Source organism: Nocardioides sp. ChNu-99, from assembly GCF_029493445.1.
In the GTDB taxonomy this organism is placed as follows: domain Bacteria; phylum Actinomycetota; class Actinomycetes; order Propionibacteriales; family Nocardioidaceae; genus Nocardioides.
Genome location: NZ_JAHWBL010000011.1, coordinates 18,735 through 45,213 on the forward strand (window position 1 = coordinate 18,735; position 26,479 = coordinate 45,213).

27 protein-coding genes and 1 pseudogene are annotated in these 26,479 nt (G+C 73.5%); 13 read left to right on the forward strand and 15 right to left on the reverse strand.

Translation table 11 applies throughout. The features are described 5' to 3' along the window. Nucleotides 1-10: 10 nt before the first annotated feature. The 5 genes from KK617_RS05805 to KK617_RS05825 are packed head-to-tail and all read right to left on the reverse strand — an operon-like array spanning nt 11 to nt 4,751. On the reverse strand, nt 11-1,036 hold the full coding sequence (locus tag KK617_RS05805) for a hypothetical protein (protein ID WP_277498671.1): 1,026 nt from the start codon (nt 1,034-1,036) through the stop codon (nt 11-13). Further along, nucleotides 1,033-2,046 (reverse strand): glycine betaine ABC transporter substrate-binding protein, encoded by a 1,014-nt coding sequence (locus tag KK617_RS05810; protein ID WP_277498672.1) that lies wholly within the window; start codon nt 2,044-2,046, stop codon nt 1,033-1,035. Before KK617_RS05810 ends, KK617_RS05805 begins: the two co-directional genes overlap by 4 nt. A gap of 1 nt (nt 2,047) precedes the next feature. Beyond that, nucleotides 2,048-2,866, reverse strand: coding sequence for an ABC transporter permease (locus KK617_RS05815; RefSeq protein WP_277498673.1), 819 nt, complete (start codon nt 2,864-2,866; stop codon nt 2,048-2,050). After that, nucleotides 2,863-4,110, reverse strand: a complete 1,248-nt coding sequence (locus KK617_RS05820) for an ABC transporter ATP-binding protein (RefSeq protein WP_277498674.1) — start codon at nt 4,108-4,110, stop codon at nt 2,863-2,865. Before KK617_RS05820 ends, KK617_RS05815 begins: the two co-directional genes overlap by 4 nt. Continuing rightward, nucleotides 4,107-4,751, reverse strand: a complete 645-nt coding sequence (locus tag KK617_RS05825) for an ABC transporter permease (RefSeq protein ID WP_277498675.1) — start codon at nt 4,749-4,751, stop codon at nt 4,107-4,109. The genes KK617_RS05820 and KK617_RS05825 overlap by 4 nt, the downstream gene beginning before the upstream one ends. Nucleotides 4,752-5,240: 489 nt before the next feature. Here KK617_RS05825 and KK617_RS05830 point away from each other — a divergent pair, with 489 nt between their 5' ends. Next, nucleotides 5,241-7,412 carry a TerD family protein gene (locus tag KK617_RS05830; RefSeq protein WP_277498676.1) on the forward strand — a complete coding sequence of 724 codons (2,172 nt, stop codon included), beginning with the start codon at nt 5,241-5,243 and terminating at the stop codon, nt 7,410-7,412. Between the two features lie 131 nt (nt 7,413-7,543). Here the strand turns inward: KK617_RS05830 and KK617_RS05835 are convergent, their stop codons facing one another. Further along, entirely contained in the window at nt 7,544-8,230 is a 687-nt protein-coding gene (locus KK617_RS05835) for a class I SAM-dependent methyltransferase (RefSeq protein ID WP_277498677.1), read from the reverse strand. 122 nt (nt 8,231-8,352) lie between these two features. Here KK617_RS05835 and KK617_RS05840 point away from each other — a divergent pair, with 122 nt between their 5' ends. The 7 genes from KK617_RS05840 to KK617_RS05870 all read left to right on the forward strand — a co-directional run bounded on the left by KK617_RS05840 (nt 8,353) and on the right by KK617_RS05870 (nt 14,356). Further along, nucleotides 8,353-8,925: a helix-turn-helix transcriptional regulator gene (locus KK617_RS05840; RefSeq protein ID WP_277498678.1), complete on the forward strand. Its 573-nt coding sequence runs from the start codon at nt 8,353-8,355 to the stop codon at nt 8,923-8,925. 129 nt (nt 8,926-9,054) lie between these two features. Then, nucleotides 9,055-11,247, forward strand: a complete 2,193-nt coding sequence (gene helR / locus KK617_RS05845; RefSeq protein ID WP_277498679.1) for an RNA polymerase recycling motor ATPase HelR — start codon at nt 9,055-9,057, stop codon at nt 11,245-11,247. Between the two features lie 89 nt (nt 11,248-11,336). Next, complete coding sequence (locus tag KK617_RS05850) at nt 11,337-12,101, forward strand: hypothetical protein (RefSeq protein ID WP_277498680.1); 765 nt, start codon at nt 11,337-11,339, stop codon at nt 12,099-12,101. A gap of 98 nt (nt 12,102-12,199) precedes the next feature. Continuing rightward, nucleotides 12,200-12,679, forward strand: coding sequence for a hypothetical protein (locus KK617_RS05855; RefSeq protein WP_277498681.1), 480 nt, complete (start codon nt 12,200-12,202; stop codon nt 12,677-12,679). Between the two features lie 6 nt (nt 12,680-12,685). Beyond that, the gene (locus KK617_RS05860) at nt 12,686-13,135 is read left to right on the forward strand and encodes a DCC1-like thiol-disulfide oxidoreductase family protein (protein ID WP_277498683.1); all 450 of its coding nucleotides are present in this window, start codon (nt 12,686-12,688) and stop codon (nt 13,133-13,135) included. Next, the gene (locus tag KK617_RS05865) at nt 13,101-13,775 is read left to right on the forward strand and encodes a TetR family transcriptional regulator (protein WP_277498685.1); all 675 of its coding nucleotides are present in this window, start codon (nt 13,101-13,103) and stop codon (nt 13,773-13,775) included. The genes KK617_RS05860 and KK617_RS05865 overlap by 35 nt, the downstream gene beginning before the upstream one ends. A gap of 74 nt (nt 13,776-13,849) precedes the next feature. Further along, entirely contained in the window at nt 13,850-14,356 is a 507-nt protein-coding gene (locus KK617_RS05870) for a hypothetical protein (protein WP_277498688.1), read from the forward strand. 3 nt (nt 14,357-14,359) lie between these two features. Here KK617_RS05870 and KK617_RS05875 read toward each other — a convergent pair whose 3' ends face one another. After that, a complete protein-coding gene (locus tag KK617_RS05875; protein WP_277498690.1) occupies nt 14,360-15,067 on the reverse strand; it encodes an aspartate/glutamate racemase family protein in 708 nt (235 codons plus the stop codon). An 80-nt stretch (nt 15,068-15,147) separates the two neighbouring features. Here KK617_RS05875 and KK617_RS05880 point away from each other — a divergent pair, with 80 nt between their 5' ends. Continuing rightward, nucleotides 15,148-16,065, forward strand: coding sequence for a LysR family transcriptional regulator (locus KK617_RS05880; RefSeq protein ID WP_277498691.1), 918 nt, complete (start codon nt 15,148-15,150; stop codon nt 16,063-16,065). Here KK617_RS05880 and gdhA read toward each other — a convergent pair. Together gdhA and KK617_RS05890 are read right to left on the reverse strand one after the other, a co-directional pair. Then, entirely contained in the window at nt 16,058-17,404 is a 1,347-nt protein-coding gene (gene gdhA, locus KK617_RS05885; RefSeq protein WP_277498693.1) for an NADP-specific glutamate dehydrogenase, read from the reverse strand. The genes KK617_RS05880 and gdhA overlap by 8 nt on opposite strands. 112 nt (nt 17,405-17,516) lie before the next feature. Further along, a complete protein-coding gene (locus tag KK617_RS05890; RefSeq protein WP_277498694.1) occupies nt 17,517-17,822 on the reverse strand; it encodes a helix-turn-helix transcriptional regulator in 306 nt (101 codons plus the stop codon). 66 nt (nt 17,823-17,888) lie between these two features. Here KK617_RS05890 and map point away from each other — a divergent pair, with 66 nt between their 5' ends. Next, a complete protein-coding gene (map, locus tag KK617_RS05895; RefSeq protein WP_277498695.1) occupies nt 17,889-18,665 on the forward strand; it encodes a type I methionyl aminopeptidase in 777 nt (258 codons plus the stop codon). Here map and KK617_RS05900 read toward each other — a convergent pair. After that, entirely contained in the window at nt 18,643-19,275 is a 633-nt protein-coding gene (locus tag KK617_RS05900; protein ID WP_277498696.1) for a uracil-DNA glycosylase family protein, read from the reverse strand. The genes map and KK617_RS05900 overlap by 23 nt on opposite strands. Nucleotides 19,276-19,830: 555 nt before the next feature. Here KK617_RS05900 and KK617_RS05905 point away from each other — a divergent pair. The 3 genes and pseudogenes from KK617_RS05905 to KK617_RS05915 form a co-directional block, all read left to right on the forward strand. Further along, nucleotides 19,831-20,202 (forward strand): annotated as a pseudogene (locus KK617_RS05905) (ElyC/SanA/YdcF family protein); the annotation flags it as partial. Between the two features lie 26 nt (nt 20,203-20,228). Continuing rightward, the gene (locus tag KK617_RS05910; RefSeq protein ID WP_277498697.1) at nt 20,229-21,302 is read left to right on the forward strand and encodes a prolyl oligopeptidase family serine peptidase; all 1,074 of its coding nucleotides are present in this window, start codon (nt 20,229-20,231) and stop codon (nt 21,300-21,302) included. 108 nt (nt 21,303-21,410) lie between these two features. After that, a complete protein-coding gene (locus KK617_RS05915; RefSeq protein ID WP_277498699.1) occupies nt 21,411-22,040 on the forward strand; it encodes a VTT domain-containing protein in 630 nt (209 codons plus the stop codon). Nucleotides 22,041-22,058: 18 nt separating this feature from the next. Here KK617_RS05915 and KK617_RS05920 read toward each other — a convergent pair whose 3' ends face one another. The 5 genes from KK617_RS05920 to KK617_RS05940 form a co-directional block, all read right to left on the reverse strand. Further along, nucleotides 22,059-22,670: a hypothetical protein gene (locus KK617_RS05920; RefSeq protein WP_277498700.1), complete on the reverse strand. Its 612-nt coding sequence runs from the start codon at nt 22,668-22,670 to the stop codon at nt 22,059-22,061. Beyond that, nucleotides 22,667-24,055: an MFS transporter gene (locus KK617_RS05925; RefSeq protein WP_277498701.1), complete on the reverse strand. Its 1,389-nt coding sequence runs from the start codon at nt 24,053-24,055 to the stop codon at nt 22,667-22,669. The genes KK617_RS05920 and KK617_RS05925 overlap by 4 nt, the downstream gene beginning before the upstream one ends. A 70-nt stretch (nt 24,056-24,125) precedes the next feature. Further along, a complete protein-coding gene (locus KK617_RS05930) occupies nt 24,126-24,692 on the reverse strand; it encodes a hypothetical protein (RefSeq protein ID WP_277498703.1) in 567 nt (188 codons plus the stop codon). A gap of 119 nt (nt 24,693-24,811) precedes the next feature. After that, entirely contained in the window at nt 24,812-25,216 is a 405-nt protein-coding gene (locus KK617_RS05935) for a hypothetical protein (RefSeq protein WP_277498705.1), read from the reverse strand. Continuing rightward, nucleotides 25,213-26,406, reverse strand: coding sequence for a hypothetical protein (locus KK617_RS05940; protein WP_277498706.1), 1,194 nt, complete (start codon nt 26,404-26,406; stop codon nt 25,213-25,215). The genes KK617_RS05935 and KK617_RS05940 overlap by 4 nt, the downstream gene beginning before the upstream one ends. Nucleotides 26,407-26,479 lie beyond the last annotated feature (73 nt).

Genomic DNA, 26,479 nt, shown 5'->3' on the forward strand with positions numbered 1-26,479 from the left:
AGGCGGGGACTCAGGCCTCGAGGATGCCGGCGACCTCGTCGGAGGCGTAGAACGGGGCGAGCCGGCCGCGCACCAGGGCCTCGAGCCGGCCGTCGGCGTGGGCGGCGTCGAGGAGCCGCGGGGCCAAGGAGATCGCGTGCACGACCAGCTCGTCACGGGTCAGGCCGAGCTCCTCGAGCAGCGCCGTGACGGGCCGGTCGCCGTGATCGGCCCAGACCTGCCTCACCACCGCGGTGGCGATCTGCTGCACCGGCGGCGACGGCGCCGCGCCGGCGACGACCTCGTGGACGAGCCCGGCGATCTCGTGCGCCTCGTCGCGCGAGACGACGTCGCCGACGCGGGGGAGCGGCTCGTCGCGGTACAGGTCGAAGACCTCCATGAAGGCGTCCGGCATCGTGGGGTCGCGCAGGGTGTCGACCAGCACCTTGTTGAGGCGCCGCATCGCGAACACCGCGCCCTTGCCGGCCGTGTCGCCCAGCAGGCCCTCGAGCTGCCTGTTGGCCGCGCCACCGACCCGGCCCGCGGCGTTCGCGCCGAAGGAGACCAGGGAGCCGACCCCCGGGATCTTCTCCGCGGCGGCGCGGTTGGCCTGCACGACCTCGCCGACGATGCGGCCGACGAACCCGCCGGCGAGCGTCGCCACCTGCGGGCTGCGCGTGAGGCGGTCGAGCGCCGCCTCGATGCCGTCGACGCCGGCGAGCACGCGGCGTACCCACGCCTCGACGTGCGCGCGGCTCACCACGTCGGAGAGCGCGAACCGGTCGATGTCCCCGTCGAGCAGCGCGTCGGCCACCGAGGCGGCGAAGCGCGCCGCGCCCTCGCTCGGCGGCACGGTCACGAGCACGCGCTCCAGCGCGTCGGAGACCTCGTCGGGGCTCAGCACGTCCGAGAGCGTCAGCTCGGACCCGAGGTCGAGCAGCAGGTCGACGTCCTCGGCGATCGCCTCGTCGCGGGAGCCGTCGGGCCCGCCGGTGGTGAGGCGGTCCACGACCCAGCGGGTGTGCGCGTCCAGCAGACGGTCGGCGGTGGCGGTCACGAGACGAAGCCCTGCTCGACGAGCCAGTCGTAGGCCACGTCGGCCGGCTCCTCGCCGTCGACGTCGACCCGCGCGTTCAGCTCGATGAGCACCTCGTCGGTGAGCGCCTCGGTGACCGGGGCCATGAGGTCCTCGATCTCCGGGTACTCCTCCGCGACGTCCTCGCGCAGCACGAGGGAGACGTTGTACTTCGGGAAGTACTGCTGATCGTCCTCCAGCACCGTCAGGTCGAGCGCCAGGATGCGGCCGTCGGTGGTGAACACCTCGCCGAAGTTGCACTCGCCCCGCGCCGTCGCGTCGTAGATCGCGCCGGTCTGGTAGGTCCGCAGGTTCGACTCCGGCGTCCCCTGCGGGTCGCCGAGCGGGATGCCGTAGGTCTCGAGCATCCCGGGCAGCCCGTCGGGGCGGTTGGTGAACTCCGACTCGACGCAGAACGTGCGCTCCTCGACGGGGATCTCCGCCAGCTGCGACATGCTCGTGATGCCGAGCCGCTCCGTCACCTCCGGGTTCATCGCGAACGCGTAGGTGTTGTTCATCGGCGCGGGCGGCAGCCAGACGAGCTGGTTCTGCTCGAGGTCGGCGTCGCGCACCGCCTCGTACTGCTCCTGCTCGTCGGGGATCGGGTCGCTCTCGCCGAGGTAGGTGATCCACCCGGTGCCCGTGTACTCCCACATGGCGTCGATCTGCCCGACGAGGTGGGCCTGCCGGGCCGCGGCGCTGCCGGGCACGTTGGTGAGGTCCGCAACGTCGGCGCCCGCCGCGCGCAGCAGGATGATCGCCATCTTGCCGAGGATCACGTTCTCGTTGAAGTTCTTCGAGCCCACCGCGATGGAGGCGCCCTCGAGCGAGGGCGTGTCCTCGAGGTCGCCCGCGAGCTGCCCCTCGGGCACGTAGCCGCCGGCCGTCCCGAGCGCGCACCCCGAGAGGAGCGCACCCACCCCGGCCAGGGTCGTGGCCACGACGCCGGTACGCCGCGCGCCCCGCCGTCGTGCGTCGGTCGTGCGAGCCATGTCAGAGCCCCTTCGGTCGGTAGGCGAGCTCGAGCAGACGGCCGACCCACTCGATGAGCAGGGCCAGCAGGGCGATGAGCAGCGCCCCCGTGATCATCAGCGAGAACCGGAACAGGGAGATGCCCGTCTGCAGCACCTCGCCCAGACCGCCGGCGTTGATGAAGCACGCCAGCGAGGCCGTGCCCGCGATGAGCACGAGCGCGGTGCGCACACCGGCCATGATGACCGGCACCGCGAGCGGCAGCTCGATCTTGCGGAGCGTCTCGAACGACGTCATGCCGACGCCGCGGGCGGCCTCGACCAGGGTCGGGTCGACGGCCTGGATGCCGGTGATCGTGTTGCGGAGCACGGGCAGGAGGCCGTAGAGGCTGAGGCCCAGGATCGCCGTCCAGAAGCCGCCGCCGAGCCAGAGGAACAGCAGGACGATGAGGCCGACGGCCGGGGCCGCCTGGCCGCCGTTCGCGATGCCGACCACCAGCGGTGCGGCGCGCCGTACCCGGCCGCGCGTGAGCGCGATCCCCAGCGGCAGCGCGACGGCCACGACGATGACGGCGGCGACGACCGTGAGCTGCACGTGGTCGACCAGCAGCCGGGTCAGCGTGCCCCAGCGCAGCTGCTGCGCCTCGACGGAGTCGAGCTCGGCGGTCTGGCGCCAGACGACGAAGCCGCCGAAGGCGACGGCGATGAGCAGCGGGGGGAGGACGAGCATCGTCACGGCCTCGCGCGTCACCGTCTTGCGGGCCATCCAGCCCCGCAGCCCCGTGGGGGGCGTGGCGGCGGTGTCGCGCCCGTCGAGGGGGGTGCCGGTCGTCGTCGTCACGAGACCGCCCCGTCGGCGCGCGCCTGCTGGGCCTCCTTGGCGGAGGCCTCCTGGGAGCGGATGTGGGTGGTGACCGACTCGAAGTCGACGACGCCGACGTAGGTGTCGCGGGAGTCCGTGACGATCGCGCCGGCGTGCGACGAGCTGAGCATCGTGTCGAGGGCGTCGTTGAGCGTGGCGCGCTGGTCGAGGGTGATGAGCTCGTCGCGACGGGCGATGTCGATGGAGCCGCCGCGGCGCAGGTTGCGCAGCCAGGGCCACGCGATGGGGCGGTTGCGGGCGTCGAGCACGACGATGCAGTCGTGGCCGGCGGCCTCGGCGCGTCGTACCGCCTCGGCGGCGTCGTCGCCCACCCGCGCGGTCGTCCACGGCAGCATCTGCAGCTCGTCCACGCGGGACAGGCTGAGCTGCTTGAGGGTGGAGCCCGCGCCCACGAAGTCGGCCACGAAGTCGTTGGCCGGGGCGGCCAGGACGTTCTCGGGGGTGTCGTACTGCTCGACGTGGGCGCCCTCGGACAGGATGAGGATGCGGTCGCCCAGCTTGATGGCCTCGTCGATGTCGTGGGTGACGCAGACGATGGTCTTGCCCAGCTCGCGCTGGATGCCGAGCATCTCGTCCTGCAGCCGCTGCCGGGTGATGGGGTCGACCGCGCCGAACGGCTCGTCCATCAGCACCACCGGCGGGTCGGCCGCGAGCCCGCGGGCCACGCCGACGCGCTGCTGCTGGCCTCCGGAGAGCTCGCGGGGGTAGCGGTCGCGGTAGCGCCCGGGCTCGAGCCCGACGAGGTCGAGCAGCTCCTCCACGCGGTCGGCCGTGCGCTGCTTCGACCACTTCAGCAGCTTGGGGACGACGGCGATGTTGTCGGCCACCGTCAGGTGCGGGAAGAGGCTGCCGCCCTGGATGACGTAGCCGATCGTGCGGCGCAGCTCGTCGGCGTCGCGGCCGCGCACGTCCTCGCCGCCGATCGTGATGGTGCCGGAGGTGGGCTCGATGAGCCGGTTGATCATCTTCAGCGACGTCGTCTTGCCGCAGCCGGAGGGCCCGATGAACATCACCACCTCACCGGCCGGGACCGTCAGCGACAGGCTCTCGACGGCGGCGGACTTCTGTCCGGGGTACTTCTTGACGACGTCGCGCAGCTGGATCTCGACGCCGCTGATGTGGCGGTCGGGCGCAGCCGCGCTGCTGTGGTCGGTGGCGCTCGTGCTGGTGGCGCCGGCCGGCCTCTCGATGCTCTCGGTCATGCGACCCGGACTCCCTTCGAGATGGTGAGCCGCCCGAGGACGAGCAGCAGGAGGTCGGCGACGAGGGCGACGGCGATGATGCCGATCGTGCCCACGAGCGCGTAGTTGAGGGCGTTCGCGCCGCCCGTCTGCGTCAGGCCGCGCCAGATGTAGGAGCCGAGGCCGGGGCCGAGGACGTACGCCGCGATGGCGGCGATGCCCATCGACATCTGCATGGAGGTGCGGACGCCGGCCAGGATCACGGGCCAGGCGAGCGGGAGCTGCACCTTGAGGAGCACCCCGACCGGGCTCATGCCCATGCCGCGGGCCGACTCGAGGAGGGTGGGGTCGACCCCCGCCAGGCCGACGACCGCGTTGCGGAGCACGGGGAGCACGGCGTAGAAGACGACGCAGGTGAACGCCGTGACGGTGCCGAGGCTGGTCAGGGGGAGCAGCAGGCCGACCAGCGCGAACGCCGGCAGCGTGAGCCCGATCGCCGAGACGGCGTTGGCGATCGGCTCCAACGCCCGGAAGCGGTTGATGAGCACCGCGAGCAGCACGGCGACGAGCGTGGCGACGAGCACGCACTGGAACACCAGGTTCGCGTGCTGGAGCATGTCGTAGGCGATCTGTTGTCGACGCTCGGCGATGAACTCACCCATCGGCAACGCCCCTTCCGGCCGGTTCGTGCACGGATCCCGCCGCAGGGAGGAGCCCCTCCGACGGGCGGACCGCCGGGGGTCCCACGCGTAGCGCAGCGTGACACCCGGCGTGCGAACGCTGTTCGCTCGGCGCTCACCATAACGATGTCGGGCGCAGGGAGGGCGGAAGAAGGTGGCGCGCGCCACGCCGTACCCGGGTACGGTGCCCTCCGCGGGCCCGCCGGAGGCCCAGCATCGGGGGGACGACGCCGAGCTGGATCGACCGCTGGCAGGCGGTCGAGGGCGCCCCCGTTGAGGTCGTCCCCGCCCACGGCGAGGTCGTGGGGGGCGACCTCTTGTGGTGAGTCGCGGTAGGAGCGGTAGTGGATGACCACCGCTGCCACCGCGACCTGGCGGCGTCGCGGCGAGCCGCAGGCCGGGCGCATTGGCGTGGTTCTCGTTCGGTCGATTCCGCGGCGCAGGACCGGGAGGGCGTGTGAGGCTCGGACCGTGAACGACGCGAACCCCGCTCCCCGCGAGCTGCGCAGGGGAGCCAACGCAGCCCTCGACGACCTGGGTGCCGAGCTCGGCGGCCTGACGGTGTTCCTCGACAGCCGGGGCCGGGACGACGAGCCCGTCGACGCCGACGTGAGCGTCCTGCTCCTCGACAGCACCGGCAAGGTGCGCTCCGGCCGCGACTTCGTCTTCTACAACCAGCCGGTGGCCCTCAACGGCGCGGTGCACCTGCGGGACAAGGTGCGCCCGGAGCCGGGCACGGACGAGGCCCACCAGGGCTGGTCCTCGGACGTGGTGACCATCGAGCTCGACGACGTGCCGCAGGAGATCGAGCGGATCGTGGTCGCCGCGAGCCTCGATCCCGCGAGCGGTACGACGTTCGGTGACGCGGCCGGCGTACGGCTCCGGCTGCAACGCACCTCCGACGCGGCCGACCTGCTCGTCTACGACATCGACGACGCCACCGACGAGCTCGCGCTCGTCTTCGGCGAGTTCTACCGCCGCGAGGACAGCTGGAAGATCCGGGCGGTGGGCCGGGGGTACGTCGAGGGGCTGGCATCGCTGGTGACCGAGCACGGCGTGGACGTGTCCGAGGAGCCGGACACCGACGACGCCGCCGCGGGCCCGTCGGTAGCAGCGGACCCCGGCGCCCCGGCAGTGACCGGAGGGGCAGCCGAGGGGTCGGACACGGCCGGCTACGCCTCGCCGACCTTCACCGTCGAGACCGCCGCTCCTCCTCTCGACCCAGCCGCCGTCGTCGCGGCGGAGGACGACGCCGGAGCGCCGCCGACACTCGCCGAGGAGTCGGCCGCGGCAGCCGACGATGACCCCGCAGCACCGCCGGCCCCGGTGAAGCGGTCCGTCTCGGTGCGACGCCCCACCCGCGCCCCGCGCCTGCCCGCCGACTGGGACGCCTCGATCCCGGCCGAGGACGGCAACGACTGGCAGCCCGCACGGCTCTTCCCCGTCGCGGGCATCGGCAGCGGCGAGGAGCAGGAGCGTCGCGCCACGTCGGCGCTGCTGGCGGTGATGAGCACCGTGCGGGAGTTCGGGGCCGCGTTGACGGCCCGCTGCGGTGCACCCCGCGGCACCGTCAGCACCTTCATCGAGGTGCCCTTCGGCCAGGACGAGGAGGCGTACCGGCCCGACGGGGTCATCCAGGTGCGGCGCGGGCGGAAGGAGTGGACGGCCCTCGTCGAGGTGAAGACGTCCACGGGGCGCCTCAACGTCGAGCAGATCGACAAGTACGTCGAGATCGCCCGCAGCCGTGGGTACGACGCGGTCATCACCATCAGCAACGAGCTCGCCGGCGGGGACGCCGAGCACCCGGTCGCCATCGACCGACGCAAGCTGCGGAAGGTCTCGCTGCACCACCTGTCGTGGGACCAGATCCGGGCCGAGGCCGTCCTGGCTGCTCGGCACCGTGGCGTCGCGGACGCGACGCAGGCGAAGGTGCTCGACGAGTTCATCCGCTACATGAACCACGCCCGCTCGGGGATGGGCGGGCTCGGCGACATGGGGCCGAGCTGGGTCAAGGTCCGCGAGGCGGTCAAGGCCAAGACGGCGCGCGCCTCCGACAAGGCCACGGGTGAGGTCAGCGCCCGCTTCGACGAGCTGGTCCAGCACCTGGGGCACCACATGACTGGGCTGCTCGGGGTGGAGGTGCAGTCCCTCCCGCCGCGCGAGACCCCGGACCACGCGAGCCGCCGCCATCAGCTCGCGGACTCCGGCCTGCTGTTCGGCCGCCTCAAGGTGCCGGGGGCGGTGGACGTGCTGGTCGTCGGCGCGGACCTGCGCTCGGACAAGGCCATGGCGTCGATCACCGTCCCCGCTCCGCGCGGCGACACGCGCCCGCTGACCCGGGTCCAGTGGCTGCTCCGCCAGCTGCCGGAGCACGCGAAGGAGTCGATCCGGGTGGAGGCCCACCTCGCAGGGCCGCGGGGCGCGTCGACCGCCGCGCTGCTGGGCGGCGCCCGCCAGAACCCGTCGTGCCTGGTCCCGGAGGAGCAGCGGGAGATCAAGGCGTTCACCGTCTCCCTCGACCTGGCGCTCGGCAGCAAGCGCGCAGCCGGCACTGGCACCTTGATCGGCTCGGTCAAGGCTGTCACGACCACCTTCTACGCCGACGTGGTGCAGCACTTGCGTCCCTGGGTGCCGAAGGGCTGATCCCAGCCGGGGTGAAGGCCCCGGCCACCCGTCGTACCGGGTGATCGCGGTTGGCCGCACCGGGTCGGGGGGGGGGGGGGGGGGGGCGGCCCCCCCCCCCCCCCCCCCCCCCCCGACCCGAGGGCGAGGCCTCAGGCGCGCCGGCGCGCCAGGAACGTCGAGTCGTGCACGTCGTGGGTGACGCCCTCGCGCTCCATCGTGCGCGGGCGCTGCTCGACGACGACCGCGTCGAAACCGTCGGGCAGGGCGGGCACGAGCTCGTTGGCATCCCACATGGCGCGGCGGCGGGTCTCGCTCAGCTGGGTGAACAGTGGCGAGGGCGCGTGGCCGACGACGAGGAGGTGGCCGCCGGGGGCGACGGCCTCGGCCAGCCGGCCGACGACCTCGACGATGCGCCCGTCCGGCGGGTGGAGGAAGTGGGTCGTGACGAGGTCGAACTGACGCCCGCCCGCCTCGAACGTGCGCGCGTCGACCTGCCACCAGTCGGTCCGCTCGGCCACGCCGACCTGCTCGGCGTGCCGGGCGGCGCGAGCCAGGCCGTTGGCGGAGAAGTCCGCACCCGTCACCGTCCACCCCTGCTGGGCGAGCCAGATGACGTCCCCGCCCTCGCCGCAGCCGACGTCGAGCGCGGTGCCGGGCGGCAGCTTCGAGGCCTCGGCGACGAGCTGGGCGTTGGGCCGGCCGCTCCAGATCGTCTCCTCGCCGGTGTAGCGCTCCTCCCAGCCCGCGGGCTCGAACCACTGGTCCTCGCGCTCGTCGTGCTGGTGGCCGTGTTCCTGACCGTCCCGGTGGTCGTGCTGGTGGTCGTGGTCGCTCATGCGGTGCCTTCCTCCTGGCGCGCGTCGGACCTGCGATCACGACGCACGACTGCGTGTGCCTCCAGGCTCCGCGCACCACACCGGATTGACAAGTTCTGTTGCCGAAACGGCAAACTGGCCGGGTGGACGAGTACGCCGAGGTGCTGGACGGGGTCGGGCCGCGCCTGCGGGCGCTCCGGCTGACGAGGGGCACGACCCTGACCGAGCTGGCTGAGCAGACGGGCATCTCGGTGAGCACGCTCTCGCGCCTCGAGTCGGGCCAGCGCCGCCCCACGCTGGAGCTGCTGCTGCCCCTCGCCCGCGCCCACGGGCAGTCCCTCGACGACCTGGTCGACGCGCCGGAGACGGGCGACCCCCGCGTGCGGGCCAAGCCGATCGTCCGCCACGGCCGCACCTTCGTGCCCCTGACCCGGCGCCCAGGCGGGCTCCAGGCCTTCAAGATGATCGTGCCGCCGAACGATCCGCCCCCGCCGTACGAGCCGCGGGTGCACGAGGGCTACGAGTGGATCTACGTCCTGTCGGGCCGGCTGCACCTCGTGCTGGGGGAGCGCGAGATCGACCTGGGGCCGGGGGAGGTCGTCGAGTTCGACACCCGCACTCCGCACGTCGTGGCGAACCGCGGGCGTGAGCCGGTCGAGGTGCTGGCGTTGTTCGGGCCGCAGGGCGAGCGGATGCACGTGCGCCGCGGCGGTTGACGGGCCCGGCGGTGCGGGGGCAGCCCCCGGGAACGACGAAGGAGAGGGGCGTGCCCCTCTCCTTCTCCAAGGTATAGAGCACCAGGGGGCTTGCCGCAAGACCCCCGTGGTGGTCCAGAGTCGCCCGCCGTGACGAGCACACGCCCCTCCGCCTTCGCCCTGCCGGACCACCTCGCGGCCAAGGCCGCACCCGCCCTCGTCGACGACGACGAGTGCTTCCTCGCCCGCCTCGCCGACGCCCTGCAGCGCTCCGTCGACGACGTCTCCGCTCGGCTCGACGCGACCCTCGCCGAGGCCGGCGGCACCGGCCAGGAGGCGATGGACCGCGACCTCGAGGTGCACCGGCTCTCGAGCCGGCTGCGCACCCTGCGCCGCTACGGCCTCGACCTCTGCCTGGGCCGCGCGGTACCCGCGGACGGGTCCGCCCCGACGTACGTCGGGAGGGTCGGGGTCAGCGACGGCGCCGGCGAGCGCCTGCTCGTCGACTGGCGCTCGCCGGCGGCCGAGCCGTTCTTCGGCGCCACCCACGCCGACCCCCGCGGCCTCGTCAGTCGGCGCCGCTACCGCTGGACGGACGGTCGCGTCACCGACTACTGGGACGAGGTCTTCGACCCCGCGGCGTACGCCGGGCACGCCGCCCTCGACGACCAGTCCGCGTTCGTCGCCAGCCTCGGCAGCAGCCGCTCGGCGCGCATGCGCGACGTGCTCGCGACCCTCCAGGCCGACCAGGACGCCATCGTCCGCGCGGGGTCGCGCGGCGTGCTCGTCGTCGACGGCGGCCCGGGCACGGGCAAGACGGTCGTGGCGCTGCACCGCACGGCGTACCTCCTCCATGCCGACCCGCGCCTGGACCACCGCCGGGGCGGCGTGCTGTTCGTCGGACCGCACCAGCCCTACCTGGCCTACGTCGCCGACGTCCTCCCGAGCCTGGGGGAGGAGGGCGTGCGCACCTGCACGCTCCGCGACCTCGTGCCCGAGGGGGCCCATGCGGCCGAGGAGCGCGACCCGCAGGTGGCCCGGCTCAAGTCCGACGCTGCGATGGTCGACGCGATCGAGCCCGCCGTGGCGCTCTACGAGGAACCCCCGACCACCGGCATGGACGTCGAGACGCCGTGGGCGGACACCTGGCTGAGCGCCGCCGAGTGGGCCGAGGCGTTCTCCTCGCCCGACCCCGGCACGCCGCACAACGACGCCCGCGACCAGGTCTGGGAGGCGCTGCTGGCGATCCTCGTCGACAAGCACGACACCGGCCACGACGCCGAGGGGGTGGAGCCGGAGCAGGTACGGCGCGCGCTGGCCGCGAACGGCGCCATCCGCGAGGCGTTCGACCGGGCCTGGCCGCTGCTCGAGGCGACGGACGTCGTCGGCGATCTCTGGACGGTGCCGGCCTACCTGCGGCGGTGCGCCCCCTGGCTCACCCCCGAGGAGGTCCGCGCCCTGCAGCGCCGCGACCCCGAGGCGTGGACGGTCGTCGACCTGCCGCTGCTCGACGCGGCCCGGCTGCGGCTCGGCGACCCTGAGGCGTCGCGGCGGCGGCGGCGGGCGTCGGTCGCAGCGACCGCCGAGCGCGCGCGGATGGCCCACGTCGTCGACCACCTCGTGGCGACCGACGACACCGAGATGGCGGTCATGTCGATGCTGCGGGGCGACGACCTCCAGGGCGCGCTGGTGCCCGGTGCCGACCCGGGCACGGTTCCCGCCACGGAGACGCACGACCGGCTCGCCGGGCCGTTCGCCCACGTCGTGGTGGACGAGGCGCAGGAGCTGACCGACGCCGAGTGGCAGGTGGTGCTGCATCGGTGCCCGACCCGCAGCCTCACGGTCGTCGGGGACCGGGCGCAGGCGCGGCACGGGTTCACCGGCACGTGGGAGGAGCGGCTCGCGCGCGTGGGGTTCGACCAGGTCACGGTGGCGTCGCTGACCGTCAACTACCGCACCCCGGCGGAGGTGATGGCCGAGGCCGAGCCGGTCATCCGCGCGGTGCTCCCGGACGCCAACGTGCCGACCTCGGTGCGCCGCACCGGCGTGCCGGTGCACCACGGCGGGCTCGACGAGCTGCGTCCCCTCCTCGACGCGTGGCTCGCGGAGCACGCCGAGGGCACCGCGTGCGTCGTGGCCGCGGGCACGCTCGACCCGGACGCCGTCCCCGCCTCGCCCCGGGTCCGGGTGCTCACCCCGGCGCTCGTGAAGGGGCTGGAGTTCGACCTCGTCGTGCTCCTGCGGCCCGACGAGCTGGGTGACCCGGGCGACCCGGTCGCGGCGGCCGTCGACCGCTACGTCGCGATGACCCGGGCGACGCAGCGGCTCGTCGTCCTCGCGTGAGCTGAGTCGGCGCACTCACGCGCCGGGGCCCGGCCCCGCCGAGACTGCACGAGGGGTCGTCGACCGCACGGCCGCGAGGGGTGGGGGACATGTCGCGTTCGCAGGGGTCCGTCCAGGTGGTGGCCGTGCTGGTCGCCCTCGTGGTGCTCGTCGTGGTGGTGCTGGTGGTGCTCCTCATGGGCGGGGAGGAGGCCGGCCGGGAGGACGACGTCGCGGTGGATCCCGCCGCCTCGTCCGCCACCTCGTCCGCCACCTCGTCCGCCACGTCACCGTCCGCCGACCTCCCCGTGCCGGAACCCCCGCGCCGGGGGGTCGGGCTGGACCTCGCGCCGAGCCCGGTGCGCGGGGGCCTCTTCGAGCCCGGCCGTTCGCCGGTGGTGGGGCCCCTGCCCGGGGTGACGGTGGACGACGCGGTCGGGCGCTTCGTGGAGTGCGCGGGCTGGCTGCTGTCGTCGCAGGACGTCCGCGACGACCCGTCGGTCGCGCGGGCCGCGTTCCCCCTGCTGCTGCCGAGCGACCTCGGGCACCTCGCCGCCAGCGGCGACGACGCCCTGCGCGTGGACTTCCGCGGCGGCGCCTACCGGCTCTACGGCCACAGCGGGAGCGCCGAGGCGCCGGACACGGTGATGCTGCAGTCGGTCGCCCAGGTCACGGGCGGCGACGGACGCGTCCGGTGGGTGCGGATCGTGGGCATGATGGCGGCCGACGGCGACGCCTGGACCCCGCAGGGGATCCGCGCCGAGGAGGTCGTGCAGCCCACCTCGCCGGAGCTCGCCGTCGCCGACCTCCCGCGCAGCGAGGCGGTGCGGCTGCTGGGTGACGACGGCGTCGGCTGGCACGCGTTCGCGTCGTGACCGGGGGCGCGCCAGCGCAGTATTGAACGTGTTCAGAAATGGTGTACGGTCACGACCAAGAAGTTGAACACGTTCAACACTGACTCCGGAGGATCCTCGTGGACTGGACCGTCACCACCTACCTCGGCTACCTGGCCATCGCCATCCCGCTCACCGTGTGGGTCGCCCGCACGCTCTTCACCAACGGCACCGTCTTCCTGACCGACGTCTTCGAGGGCCGCCACGAGCTCGCCGCGGCGGTGAACCGGTTGCTCGTCGTCGGCTTCTACCTGCTCAACGTCGGGTTCGTCCTCCTCTTCCTGCGGGTGGGCGACCCGGTGCTCGACGCCAGCGGGATGCTCGAGGTGCTGAGCGTGAAGCTGGGCGTCGTGATGCTGGTGCTGGGCGGCGTCCACCTGGCCAACGTGCTGGTCTTCAACTCCATCCGCCGCCGTCACCACTACGAGCAGGGACAGCGCCCGCCGGTGGCGCCGCAGGGTGTCCTCGGCGCCGGATCCCGGGGCCCCGCGGCCCCCGCCGGCCCGGCCGCCCCGGCCGACCCTGGTGCGCTCCAGCCGTTCCCGGCGCCGGGCCGGTGACGGGCCGTGCGGCTCACGCTGCTGTACGACGCGGACTGCCGTCTGTGCGTCCCGTTCGCAGGCTGGGTGGCGCGGCAGGACCTGCTGGTCCCGCTCGAGCTGGTGCCGTGCGGGTCGGCGGAGGCCCGGGCCCGCTTCCCCGGCCTCGACCACGCCGCGACGCGGGCGACGGTGACGGTGGTCGGGGACGGGGGAGAGGTGTGGACCCACGACGCCGCCTGGGTGGTCGTGCTCTGGGCCACCAGTCGGCACCGGGTGCTCGCCCACCGGCTGAGCGGCTCGGCCGCCGGGCGGGGACTGGCGCGGGGCGCGGCGTACTCGGCCGCCGGCCTGCGTCACCTCCTCGGCCCCGGGCCGGGGGCGACGCCGGGCGCGGGCGGGGGCGCAGGGTGGGATCGGGACGATGACTACGCTGGCCGCTGTGCCGACGCCTGCTCCCCGAACCGCCAAGGCTGAGGCGACGCGCGCCACGATCGTCGCCGCCGCGATGCGCCTGTTCCGCGAGGGCGGGTACGACGCGACGACGATGCGTGCGGTCGCCGACGAGGCCGGGATGTCGCTGGGCAGCGCGTACTACTACTTCGCCTCCAAGGAGCACCTGGTCCAGGGGTTCTACGACCAGCTGTCGGCCGAGCACGAGGCGGCCGTCGCCGAGGTGCTCGCCGCCGAGACGGGGTTCGTGGAGCGCTACTCCGGTGTGCTGCTGCGCTGGATCGACCTGGCGGCGCCGTACCACGAGTTCGCGGCCACCTTCTTCAAGAACGCCGCCGACCCCCGCAGCCCCCTCTCGCCGTTCTCGCCCGAGTCGCAGGCGGCGCGCGAGACGTCGGTGGGCATCCAGCGCGAGGTGCTGGCCGGGTCGGACCTCAAGCTGCCCGCCGCGCTGCGCGAGGAGATGCCCGAGCTGCTCTGGCTCCTGCAGATGGGGGTGGTGCTGTTCTGGGTCTACGACTCCTCCGAGGACCAGCAGCGCACCCGCGCGCTGGTGCGGGGCGTCGTACCCCTCGTGGACCGGCTGGCGCGCCTGACCCGCCTGCCGGTCGTGCGGGGCATCGCGGGCGACATCGCGACGCTGGTGCGGTCCCTGCGCGGCTGACGGTCAACGCGGCGCCGATTGGGCACCGGGGGGCGGAGTGCGTGAGCGCTCGCCGCCGATCCCCCGGAGGACCCATGGACTGGACCGCCACGACCCACCTCGTCTACCTGGCCGTCGCGCTGCCCGTGACCGTGTGGGTGGCGAGGACGCTGCTGGTGAACGGCACGGCATTCCTCACCGACGTCTACGAGGGGCGGGCGCAGTTGGCGGGGTCGGTCAACCGCCTCATGGTGGTCGGGTTCTACCTGCTCAACATCGGCTTCGTGCTGCTCCTCGTCCGGGTGGGCGGTGAGGTGCGCGGGTTCGCCGACATGCTCGAGACCCTCAGCGGCAAGCTGGGCGTGGTGCTCCTCGTGCTCGGGGTGGTGCACCTCGCGAACGTCCACACCTTCAACTCGATCCGCAAGCGTCGCAACGAGGAGCGGGTACGGCGCGCCGAGGCCGCCCCGTGGCGCGCCGGTTCCGCCGTCGAGGAGGCGGTGGACCAGGCGGTGGCCGACCGGGTCGCGGCCGAGCGCCCGGTCACCGACCGCGGCCGGGTCGACGACGGCTACGACCCGTTCCCTGCGCGGGGCCGCTGAGCCTCACGCCTCCGCGGTGACCGTGCCCGCCGCGACCCGTCCCAGCTCCCGGGCGTGCACGTCGGCGCTGTCGATGAGCGGGACCGGGCTGTCGTCGGGACCGACCAGCAGGCCGATCTCCGTGCAGGCCAGGACGACCGCGTCGGCGCCGCGCTCCGCGAGGCGGGCGATCACCTCGACGTACCGCTCCCGCGAGGCGGGGTCCACGACCCCCTGCGTCAGCTCGTCGAAGATCACGGCGTCGACCAGCGCGCGGTCCGCCGCGTCGGGGACGACCGTGGCGATGCCGTGGCCGGCCAGCCGCTCGGCGTAGAACGGCTCCTCCATCACCCAGCGGGTGCCGAGCACACCGAGGGTCCCCCAGCGGTGCCGCGCCGACTCGGCCGCGACCGCGTCCCCGATGTGGAGCAGCGGCACGTCGAGGGCGGCCTCCACCTGCGGCGCGACCTTATGCATGAGGTTCGTGCAGATCGCGACGGTCGTGGCGCCGGCCGCGACGCACCGCCGACTCGCCTCGACGAGGAGGGCGGCGGCCCCGTCCCAGTCCCCGGCCTCCTGGAGGGCCCGCACCTCGGCGAAGTCGAGGGACTGCAGCGCGATGCGCGCCGACGCGTGCCCCCCGCGGGCGGCGGCCACCGCCTCGTTGACGGTGCGGTAGTAGGTCGCGGTCGAGTGCCAGCTCATGCCGCCGATCAGTCCGATGGTCTCCATACAGCCCATCGTCGGGCCCCGTTCGGTTCCCAGGTAGACGGGACTTCCCGTCACCTGCTCGTAGCGGATCTAATGGCCCGGTGGATCCCCGCCGCGTCCTGCTCTTCCGCACCGTCGCCCGGGCCGGCTCCTTGAGCGCGGCTGCGCGCGAGCTCGGCACGACCCAGTCGGCCGTCAGCCAGCAGTTGCGCGCCCTGGAGCGCGAGGCGGGCGGGGCACTGCTCGTGCGCACGGCGCGCGGCACCACGCCGACCGAGGCGGGCGCGGCGCTCCTGGCCCGCGCGGACGCCGTCCACGCCGCCCTGCACCAGGCGCAGGAGGAGCTCGGGGCGCTCGCCGACCTGCGAGCCGGGACCGTGCGGCTCGCCGCCTTCCCCTCGGCGGCGGCCACCCTGGTGCCCGCGGTCGTCCGGGCGCTGCAGGGCGACCATCCCGGCCTGCGGGTCACGCTGGTCGAGTCCGAGCCGCCGGAGGCGTGGGCCGCCGTGCTCGCCGGCGACGCCGACGTCGCCCTCGTCTTCGGGTACGACGGGCCGCCCGCCGACGACGGCGCGCTCGCCTGGGTGCCGCTCGGCGTCGAGCCGCTGCACCTCGTGCTGCCGCCTGGTGCCGCAGCGCCCGGCGCGCCCGGCGGGGAGGGCTCCGCCGTACCGGGGGCATGGCTGGCCGAGCAGGACTGGGTGGCCGGGTGCGAGCGCTGCCGCGGCCACCTGCTCGAGCGGTGCCGGGCCGCGGGGTTCGAGCCGCGGCTGGTCCACGAGAGCGACGACTACGTGGTGGTGCAGAACCTCGTGGCCCACGGCTTGGGGGTGACGGTGCTGCCGCAGCTCGCGCTGACGGCGTTCCGTCATCCCGAGGTCGAGGCGCGTCGCGCGCCCGCCTTCGGCGAGCGGCACGTCGGGTTGGTGCACCGTCCCGGCGCGGAGGACGTGCCCGCGGTGCGGGCGGTGATGGAGCGGCTGGTCGGGCGCGCCGGGACGGTGCTGGGGGTCAGATGACGCCGAGTGCGAGCACTGCGTCGGCGACCTGCGTGAAGCCGGCGATGTTGGCCCCCACGGAGTAGTTGCCGGGCTGGCCGTACTCGTCGGCGGTCGTCAGGCACCGGTGGTGGATGTTGCGCATGATCTCGGCGAGCCGCTCCTCGGTGTGCTCGAAGGACCAGGAGTCGCGCGAGGCGTTCTGCTGCATCTCCAGCGCGCTGGTGGCGACGCCGCCCGCGTTGGCGGCCTTGCCGGGCGCGAAGGAGACGCCGGCGTCGCTGAAGGTGCGCACGGCCTCCGGGGTGCACGGCATGTTCGCGCCCTCGGCCACCACCTGGCAGCCGTTGCGGACGAGAGCCGCGGCGTCGTTGCCGTTCAGCTCGTTCTGCGTCGCGCACGGCAGCGCCACGTCGCACGGCACCTGCCACACCGAGCCGCCCTCGACGTACGACGCGCGCGGCCGCTCGTCGGCGTACACGGCGATGCGGGAGCGGCGCCGCTCCTTGATGTCCTTGACCAGCGCGAGGTCGACGCCGTCGGGGTCCACGACGTACCCGCCGGAGTCGGAGCAGGCGACCACGACGGCGCCGAGCTGCTGCAGCTTCTCGATCGCGTAGATGGCGACGTTGCCCGAGCCGGAGACGACCACCTTCTTGCCGTCGAGGCTGTCGCCGCGGCTGCGGAGGATCTCGTCGACGAAGAACACGGTGCCGTAGCCGGTGGCCTCGGTCCGGACCAGCGAGCCGCCCCAGCCGATGCCCTTGCCGGTCAGCACGCCGGACTCGTAGCGGTTGGTGATCCGCTTGTACTGCCCGAAGAGGTAGCCGATCTCGCGGCCGCCGACGCCGATGTCGCCGGCGGGGACGTCGGTGTACTCCCCGATGTGGCGGTAGAGCTCCGTCATGAACGACTGGCAGAAGCGCATCACCTCGGCGTCGGAGCGACCCTTGGGGTCGAAGTCCGAGCCGCCCTTGCCGCCGCCGATGGGCAGGCCGGTCAGCGCGTTCTTGAAGATCTGCTCGAAGCCGAGGAACTTCACGATGCCCAGGTAGACCGTCGGGTGGAAGCGCAGGCCGCCCTTGTAGGGGCCGAGAGCCGAGTTGAACTCGACGCGGAAGCCGCGGTTGATCTGCACCTGGCCGCTGTCGTCGACCCACGGGACGCGGAAGATGATCTGCCGCTCGGGCTCGCACAGCCGCGGGATGATCGCGGCGTCGGCGTACTCCGGGTGCTTGGCGACGACCGGCCCGAGGGAGTCCAGCACCTCGTGCACGGCCTGGTGGAACTCGTCCTCACCGGGGTTGCGGCGCAGCACCTCCTCGAACATGGGCTGCAGCTTCTCGTCGAGCATCGACATGGGGGCTCCTCCGTGGGACGGCGCTCGGGGCGCTCGTCGTGGTCAGGACGTGTTACACGCCCGAAACAATAGGAGTCTTCCGCCCCGACGGCAGCCGCGGGTGGGCCCGGCGCTAGGAGCTCAGGCGGGCGCGGGGGTCCTCGGCCGGGGCGGAGACGTGGCGCCGGCCGCCCGTGGGACCGCTGATCTCGGCCCAGACCTCGTCGAGGGAGAGACCGAGGACGTCCGCGATGGCCGCGACGGTGGGGAACGCGGGGGTCGCCACCCGGCCCGACTCGATCTTGCGCAGCGTCTCGGGGGACACGCCTGCGCTGAGCGCGGTCTCGAGCATCGGGCGCTCGCCGCGGGCGCGGCGGATGAGGGCGCCGAGGCGTCGACCGCGCTCGACCTCGGCGGGGGAGAGCGGGAGCCGGACCATGGGCCGATAGTAGTACCGGGATAACATTACCGGGATAGTCATCCCATCCCGGACGGAGTCCTGCTCGTGATCGAGATCCTCAGCCCCGCGAAGATCGCCCAGGCCCGGGTGTCGGGCGCCCTGGTCGGCGAGATCCTGCACACCCTGCGGCGCCGAGCCACGGTCGGCACGAACCTCCTCGAGATCGACCGCTGGGCCGCCGAGATGATCAGCGACGCCGGGGCGGAGTCCTGCTACGTCGACTACGCGCCGTCCTTCGGCCGGGGCCCGTTCGGCCACCACGTCTGCACCGCGGTCAATGACGCCGTGCTGCACGGCCGACCGCACGACCGGGCGCTGGCCGACGGCGACCTGGTGACCCTCGACCTCGCCCTGCTGACGGGCGGTGTCGCCGCCGACGCCGCGATCAGCTTCGTCGTGGGGCCGACGCGGCCCGCGGAGAGCGTCGCGCTGATCGAGGTCACCGAGCGGGCGCTGGCCGCGGCCATCGCCGTGGCCCGTCCCGGCGCCCGCACCGGTGACCTCTCCCACGCGATCGGCACGGTCCTGACCGACGCGGGCTACCCCGTCAACACCGAGTTCGGCGGTCACGGCATCGGCTCGACGATGCACCAGGACCCCCACGTCGCGAACGTCGGACGGCCCGGCCGGGGCTACGACCTGCGCCCCGGCCTGATGCTCGCGCTGGAGCCGTGGGTCATGGCCGACACCGACCGGCTCGTCACGGACGCCGACGGCTGGACGCTGCGCAGCGCGACCGGGTGCCGCACGGCCCACTCCGAGCACACCGTCGTCATCACCGCCGACGGGGCGGAGGTGCTCACCGCCGCTCCGGCGGCCTGACGCCGGCGCGCAGCGCGTTGGCCAGCCGCGCCCGGGCCTCCTGCTGCTGGCCGGCGTTGCGCGGCGACGGGTGGGGGACGCCGAGCACCCGCGGCACCCGGTCCGGGGGGTCCAGGGTGAGGTGGCGCATGACACCGGTGAGTGCCGGCGTACCGACCGCGACGACGAGCTCCAGGGCGGGGAGCAGGTCGAGGAGGGCCGCCAGTGCCGGCCGGGCCTCGTCGAGGTCGCGGACCCGGGGCGGGCGGCGATGGCCGGCGCCGTCGTGCAGGGGCCAGGGGACGACGTTCCAGCGGACGTAGGCGGAGCGGTCGAGACCGGAGGCGGCGCGGGCGGCGCGGAGGGCCGCGGCCGTGGGGTCGGTGTTGTCCTCGGTGCTGAACCCCAGGTCGCCCGCCGCGACCGTGCGCGGGCCCGGCGTCTCCATGAGCACCAGGACGTGCGCCGTGGTGCCACCCCCGTCGGGGTCGAACCACGGGACGAAGCGATGGCCCTCGCCCTGGGTGCGCAGCGAGCGGGCCAGGTCGTTGAGCGGAGCCACGTGCGGCTCGTCGACGCGGGTACGCCGCACGCGGGCAGCCTCGTCCGCGGGGCTCGGCGACGGTGCCACCGCGCCACCGTAGCGACCGGCGGTGCGCCGCTGACAGCGTGGCCGACCTGCGCGTCGGTGCGGAGAGGGGGATCGACGGGCCCTGCCTCCCGCCCGCGGATTGCTGGACGGTGGTGCCACGGCACGATCCCGACCCACCGACCCAGGAGCACCCCATGGCCCGCACGCCCGACCTCCACGTTCCCGACCTCACCGGCAGGCGCGTCGTCCTGCCCGTGCGCTTCCGCGCCAGGGGCGAGGTCGCCGCATGAGGACCGCTTCCCCCGCGCGGGGGACGGACCGGTGGGCCCGGCGCCTGCTGCGCGTCGGACTGGTCGGCGCCGCGGCCTGCACCGTCGTCGTGGCCACCGCCAACGTGGTGGTGGCGGCCCGCGCGAGTGACCACGTGACCCGGGAGCTCGGCGCCGTCGAGCCGGCCCAGGTGGCGATCGTGCCGGGGTCGTTCGTGCACCCCGACGGCTCGCTGGGGCGGGTCGTGGGGGAGCGCGTCGCCGGGGCGGTCGCGCTGCACGAGGCGGGTGCGGTCGACAAGGTGCTGGTCTCGGGGGACAACGGCTCGCCGAACTACAACGAGCCCGCGCGATGCGCGACGCCGTGCTGGCGGCGGGCGTGCCCGCCGAGGACGTCTTCGTCGACTACGCCGGGTTCAGCACGTGGCACACCATGCGGCGTGCCCACGACGTGTTCGGCGTCGAGAGCGCGGTCGTCGTCACCCAGGACACCTACGCGGTGCGCGCCGTCGACCTCGGCACCGCGGCGGGGATCGAGGTCCAGGGGTACGTCGCCGGCGACGCCGGGCGGCACGTCCGGGAGACCCTGGCCCGGGTCCGCGGTCTGGGCGAGGCGACGTGGCGGCCATCGGTCACCGGCGGCCCCGCGATCCCGATCGACGGCGACGGACGTGCCTCGTGGTCGGAGGGCCCGTGAGGCGCCCTCCCCTGGGGCGCCGTTCCGTGAGGCGCCGTCCCGTGCTGGGGGCGGCGGTCGCTGCCGTCGTCGTGCTGGCGGGCTGCTCCGCCCAGGACGGTTCGGCGGGCGCCGGACGCACGCCGGGCGCCGAAGCGTCGTCGTACTCCCCGGGTGGGGCGGCCGGTGCCGCCGGACCGGGGGCGGAGGTGAGCCCCCCGGCCCCGGGGACCTCGGTCCTCGGCCTGGCGGAGCAGACGCACGAGGGCGACCGGCTGCGTCTCGGCGCCGTGCGGGAGCGGACGGCCGACGCGACGTCGTACGACGTCACCTACCGCAGCCGCAGCACGACGCCCGGTGGCGTCGTCGAGGGGTACACGATCTCGGGGGTGCTCGACGTGCCGCGGGGTGGGGGCCCGTTCCCGGCGGTGGTGCTGGCGCACGGCTACATCGACCCCGACGTCTACGTGCGGGGGCAGGGGATGACCCGGGAGCGCAGCCGCCTGGCGGCGCAGGGGTACGTCGCGCTCCACGTCGACTACCGCAGCCACGCCGAGTCCGACGACGACCCGGACCACCGCCGCGAGCTGCTCCTCGGCTACAGCGCAGACGTGGTCAACGCCGTCAAGGCCCTGCAGGCCTCCGACGACGTGCCGGTCGTGGACGACCGGATCGCGCTGCTCGGCCGCTCGATGGGCGGCGGGGTGGTGCTCAAGGCGCTCGTCGCCGAGCCCGGGCTGGTGCGGGCCGCGGCGCTCTGGGCGTCGGTGTCGTCGCTCGAGGCGGAGAACTTCGCGCAGTTCCGGGGCGACGCCCCCGCCGACGACCCCGAGGTGGCGGAGCTGGCTCGCCGAGGGGCGCTCCCTGCGGACGACCCGGCGTGGTGGGAGCAGAACTCGTCGCGCCCCTACCTCGACCGGATCACCGAGCCGGTCCTGGTGGTCCACGGCCGGCACGACGACCAGTGCCCGCCCCGGTGGGCGGACGCGACGCAGGACGCGCTGGTCGCCGCCGGCGTCGACTCCCGCCTGCGGTGGTACGACGACGCCCACGCCTTCGGGCCGGCGTTCGACGCCGCGATGGACGACACCGTCGCGTTCCTCCGGGAGCAGGGCGTCTGAGGGAGGCGGCCGGCCCCGGCACGCGTGGGTCGGTGCGGGCGACCGCCGTACGAGGCCGTCGGGTGGGCCACCTAGGCTGAGGTGTCGACCGAGCGAGGAGGTTCCGAGGTGGACGCAGTCCTCGACCTGGCCCGGTCGTCGCTCGGGTCGCCCTGGCTCTACGTGGCGGTGCTCCTGCTGGTCGTCGTCGACTGCTTCCTGCCTGCCGTGCCGAGCGACGAGGTGATCATCGCGGTCGCGGCGCTGACCGTCGCCTCCGGCGACCCGTGGGCCCTCCTGGTGCTGCTGGCGGTGGCGGTGGTCGGCGCGCTGATCGGCGACAGCATCGGCTTCGCCATCGGGGGCAGGCTGCCCCGCGAACGCCTGCGGGAGCATCGGCGGTTCGCGAAGTTCATCGAGGCCGCGGACCGGCAGTTCGCCCGCCGCGGCGCGCGCATCGTGGTGACGGCCCGCTTCCTGCCGGTGATCCGCATCGGCGTCAACCTCGTCGCCGGAGGTGCGCTGCGCTATCGGGTGTGGCTGCCGCTCGCCCTGAGCGCCTGCCTGCTGTGGGGGAGCTTCACGGTCGGCGTCGGCGCCGTGGCCGGGTTCGGGCTGAGCGACCAGCCCTGGCTGGCGATGGGCGTCGGGATGGTGCTGGGCCTCTGCGCGGGGGTCGCGATCGACAAGGTCGCCTCGGCGCGGGAACGACGGCGGAGCCCGGAGGACCTCGTGCCTGCCAGCGCACCCAGCCCGTGACGGCGCCCGCCGTACCCCTCAGACGAGGTTCCGCACCCGGTCGGTCAGCTCGTCGCGCACGGCCTGGGTGACCGCGTCCTGCACGGCCTCGTTGAGGGCCTCGGCGTCGTCGAGGTCGGACAGGACTGCCCGTACGTCGAGCTCGTCGACCGCGCGGGTCAGGACGTCCTCGGTGGGCAGCGCGTCGTCGACCACGGAGTCGGGCACGAGGCGGATCGCGCCTTTCACGAACCGGTTGAGGTCGGAGCCCTCGAGGGCCTCGTCGACCAGCGAGGAGGACGGGGGCAGCGCGTCCTCGTCGGCGAGCTCGCCCACCGCGGCGCGCAGCCCGTCGCGGACCGCGTCGACCTGCGCGTCGGTGGGCTCCTCCTGCTGGGCGAGCTCGAGGGTGAGCGCCTCGCGGCTGACGTCGAGGGTGCACGCCGCGTCGTCGATGCCGCGCAGCACGAGCTGCTCGGTGAGCCCCTCGATGCCGTCGGCCTGCGAGGTGACCGCGCGGTCGGCGCAGGCGTCGGCCGGGCGCAGCGGCGCGAAGTCGCCGCCGCCGGCCGCGACCTGGGCGCCGACGACGCCGGCCACCAGGGCCAGCGCCAGCCCGGGCAGCACCCCGGCGCGCAGCCCGGCGCTCACACGAGGCTCCTGCGCGCCCGGGACCGGCGCGCGGCACCCGCGGCGGCCGTGAGCCCGACGGAGAGCAGCGCCAGCGCCGCGAGGCCCGCGCCGACGAGGTAGGAGTCGCGGAACGCCAGCGACACCGACCGGTCGAGCTGGTCGTCGAGGCCGCGCTCGAGGTCGGCGACCGCGGCCTCGTCCTCGGCCCGTACGTCGAGCTCGGCGAACGCCCCGTCCAGCTCCGGCACCTGCCCGCGCTGGTCGGTGAGGTGGGAGCCGAGGGCCCGGGCGACGGAGATCTTGTCGTCGGGCTGCAGCGGCGCGTCGAGCACCAGCGCGGCGATGGCCTCGGTCGCGGGCTCCTCGGCGTCGAGGAGGTCGGCGGTGAAGACCGGCGTCAGCACCGCCAGCCCCACCACGACGCCGAGGTGGCGGGCGCTGATGGTCCAGGCGGCGTGCCGGGCGCGAGGGAGCCGGTCCTCCATGGCGCGGTGGGTGAGCTCGTCGACGCTGAGCCCGAGGCCGAGGCCGACGAGGGCCTGCGGGGCGACGGTCCACCACAGGTCGGCCGACGGCGGGAGCGCGAGACCGACGAGACCGCCGGCGACGAGCACGCAGCCCGCAGCCAGCTCGAGGTCGGGCGTGGTGCGCAGCAGCCGCGCCAGGGGTTGGGCCGCGAGCGCCGCGACGGGGATGACGGACACAGTGAGCGCGGCGGTGGCGGGCGAGTGGCGCCACCCCTCCACCAGCAGCAGCACGAGCAGGAAGAGCGCGGCGGTCAGCGCGGCGGAGAGCAGGGCGAGCGTGACGTTGTGGCCGATGACGGGCCGGTGGCTGACGGCCGGCTCCGGGACGGCCTGGCCCTGGTGCCGGGTGCGTACGGCGAGCGCCGCCGGCACCGCGAGCGCCGCGAACGGCACCTGGGCGATGAAGATCGCCTGCCACGAGATGGCCTCGGTCAGCAGGCCACCGGCGACGGGGCCCGCCGCCGTACCGACGACCCCGGCGGTGACCCAAGCCGCCACGCCGCGGCGCTCGCCGGAGCGGGCGACGAGCAGCTCCAGCGCCCCGACGAGCGCGAACGCCCCGCCGACCGCCTGCAGGCAGCGGGCCGCGATGAGCACCTCGATCGTGGGGGCGGCGGCGCACCACGCCGAGGCGCCGGCGAAGACGGCGATGCCGGCGGCGGCGAGGATGCGCGGGCGGACCCGCAACGGCCGCAGGGCGGCCGGTACGGCGAGCACCCCCAGCACGAGGTTGTAGGAGATGAGCACCCACGCGACCTCGGTGACCGACGCGTCGAGCTGCTCGAGCATCTCGGGTAGCGCGAGGGTGACGATCGCCGAGTCGGCCAGCACGAGCCCGACCGTTACGGTCAGCAGCAGGCCCACGAGTCGGTGCACCGGGTCATCGTCGCACCGGGGTGGGTGGGTAAGTGCGGTCGACTCTCGCGCCGTCCGGGTCAGTGTGCGTTCAGGCGGGTTCGGCGGCGGGATAGGGGTCGGCGAAGCGGTTGAGCGCGTCCAGGTAGCGTCCGCCGACCTCGATGCGCGTGATGTCGCGGTGACGCCAGCGCTCCGTCTCGGGTGCCCACACTCCGTCACGACCGACGAAGTGCAGCGTGAGCCGCTTCTTCCCGAGCTTGACGAGCCGGCCGATCGCGAGCGGCTCGTCGCGCAGCGTCTCCATGCGAATGGCGAAGATGTCCGCCTTGAAGGCGGCTGCGTTGAGCATGTCGATCAACCCGGCCTCGGGCGGGCACTCGAACGTGGCGACCGTCGAGCCGAGGCCGTTGATCGCTCGGTGGTGGTAAGGGTCGTCGTCGCGGAACCAGACGCGCGAGACGTCGCTGAGACGCAGCATCACGAGGTCGTCGAGGTGCACGCCGTCGGCGAGCTCGTGGAGGACCACCCAGTCGTCTGTCAGGGTGACGACGAACCCGTCCGTCATGGTGAGCTCGAAGTCGTCTCGGACCACCGTGGCGATCCGCCCGTCGGTCAACGAGCTCTCGAGCCGGCGGCGGATCTTGCTCTGCTTCATGGCCCCGAGTCTGTAGGACAGCTCGTCGCAGCGCTGCCCGTTATCGGTCCGGTACGGGTTTGCTCGTCACAGATATTCCGCAGCCAAGCCGTGTCGAGACCAGCGGGTTCGAACGAACTTCAACGGCTGCGGACCTGCATCCCGTCCGCGTGATCCAGGTACATGGCCGACGGCGGAGAAGGCGAGTCCCAGACTGCTGCGTACGCCGCGCTGACAACGGGCCAGAGTTGCTCTCGACCGTCCTCGACGGACTCGATCTGTCGCGCGAGAGGTCCGAGGACGATGAACTCGTGGGGGATGACCCGGCCGGCGGTGTCGGCCCGGCCCTCGGGGTCGGGAAACCGAAGCGCCACGTTGGTTCCCTCGCGACGCCACGCCTCAGACTGATCGCGAAGAGCACCGAACGTACGTTCGTACATGGGCAGCGGGTCGCTCAGACCGGCGTCGAGCAAGAAGCGAAACACCCAGGATCGTCCCCGCGTCGCCCAGATGAGACGGGTGACGTGGGCGGACTGATCGCTCACTTTGCCTTCCGGATCACGTTGTCTGCGACACCCTGCTCGAGGTCGAGCTTGAGTTGGGTGAGCATGGCGCGCAGGTAGTCGTGCTGGGCGCGTGCTTGCTCGTTCATCTCACGCAACTTCGGCCCAGCGAGTTCCACGGCTTCGACCAGGATCGGGCCGAGCTTGGCGGCAACCTTCGTGGCCCTGCCGGCCTTGGGAAGTCTCGCGAGAGCCTTCTCCACCAGCACGAACCTTCCCCCGGTCAGTCCCGCTGCCAACAGTTCGGCGCCGTCGGCGAGCGAGTCGAGGACCTTCATGGGAATGGTGAGCCTCGACTGCCACTGGACGCGGCGCTCGAGCGGCAGCAGCGAAGCGACGGGGAGGACGAGGTCGACGCCGACGCGCCGGGTGAGGTCGATCTCGACAGGAGAACCGGCGTCGGCCGTCAGCTCGAACTTCGCGGACGAGAGCAGCATGAAGTCATCGCCGATCGCAAGTGCGTCGGGTGTGTCAATCAACTGCTGGAGCGTCGTCCGAAGGTTCTCGACGTCTTCGGCCGCCTTGAGGATGACCAGATCGCGGAAGGCGTGCACGTCGATCTCCGGGAGCAGATCGGCCTTGGACAGGGAGAGGATCCAGATGCGCGGAAACTCGACCAGTCGCCCCTCGCCGGCCAGCAGCTCGTCCTTGAGCCTCAGCAGGTTCTGTCGGAAGTTGCCGAGCACCGACTTGAGGTAGCGCTCTTCCTGCCCGCGATAGTCGAGCAACTTCTGCCCGTCGATGAGCAGGAGGGCCACGTCGGACTTCAGGAGCGATCGGAACGTGTCCGTCCGGCGGTTCCGCTCCTCGTCGCTTGAGGGCTCGTCCTGGAACCAGTCACCTGGGTAGTCGTGCCACGCCAGCCGGAGGACGTCGAAGGGCCGCTTCTTGGCGGTGTCCAGGTCCGCGCCGCGGAGCTTCAACGAGAAGTAGTAGGTGGTATTGGCAAAACGAGTAGCCATGGGGGCGGTCCCGTTGTCCCGCATGCCGAGGTAGTTCTGGTAGAGCCGGTTTCCCTGGCCAGTGTCGTCTGCAATGAGGTCCCAGAGCTCGTTCTTGTAAGACCCCTCCTGGGTGGGCCCGAAGAAGGAAGAGACGAGCACTGTCTTGCCCGAGCCGCTCTCGCCGAACACTGCGACGTGTTGTTCCCGAATCCGGGGGTACTTCGCCATGTACGGAACCTAGCGCGGTGCGCCGACAGGGGTCGTGGGTTCGGGCATCCCGGTTGAGGTCCGCCGGTCCGCG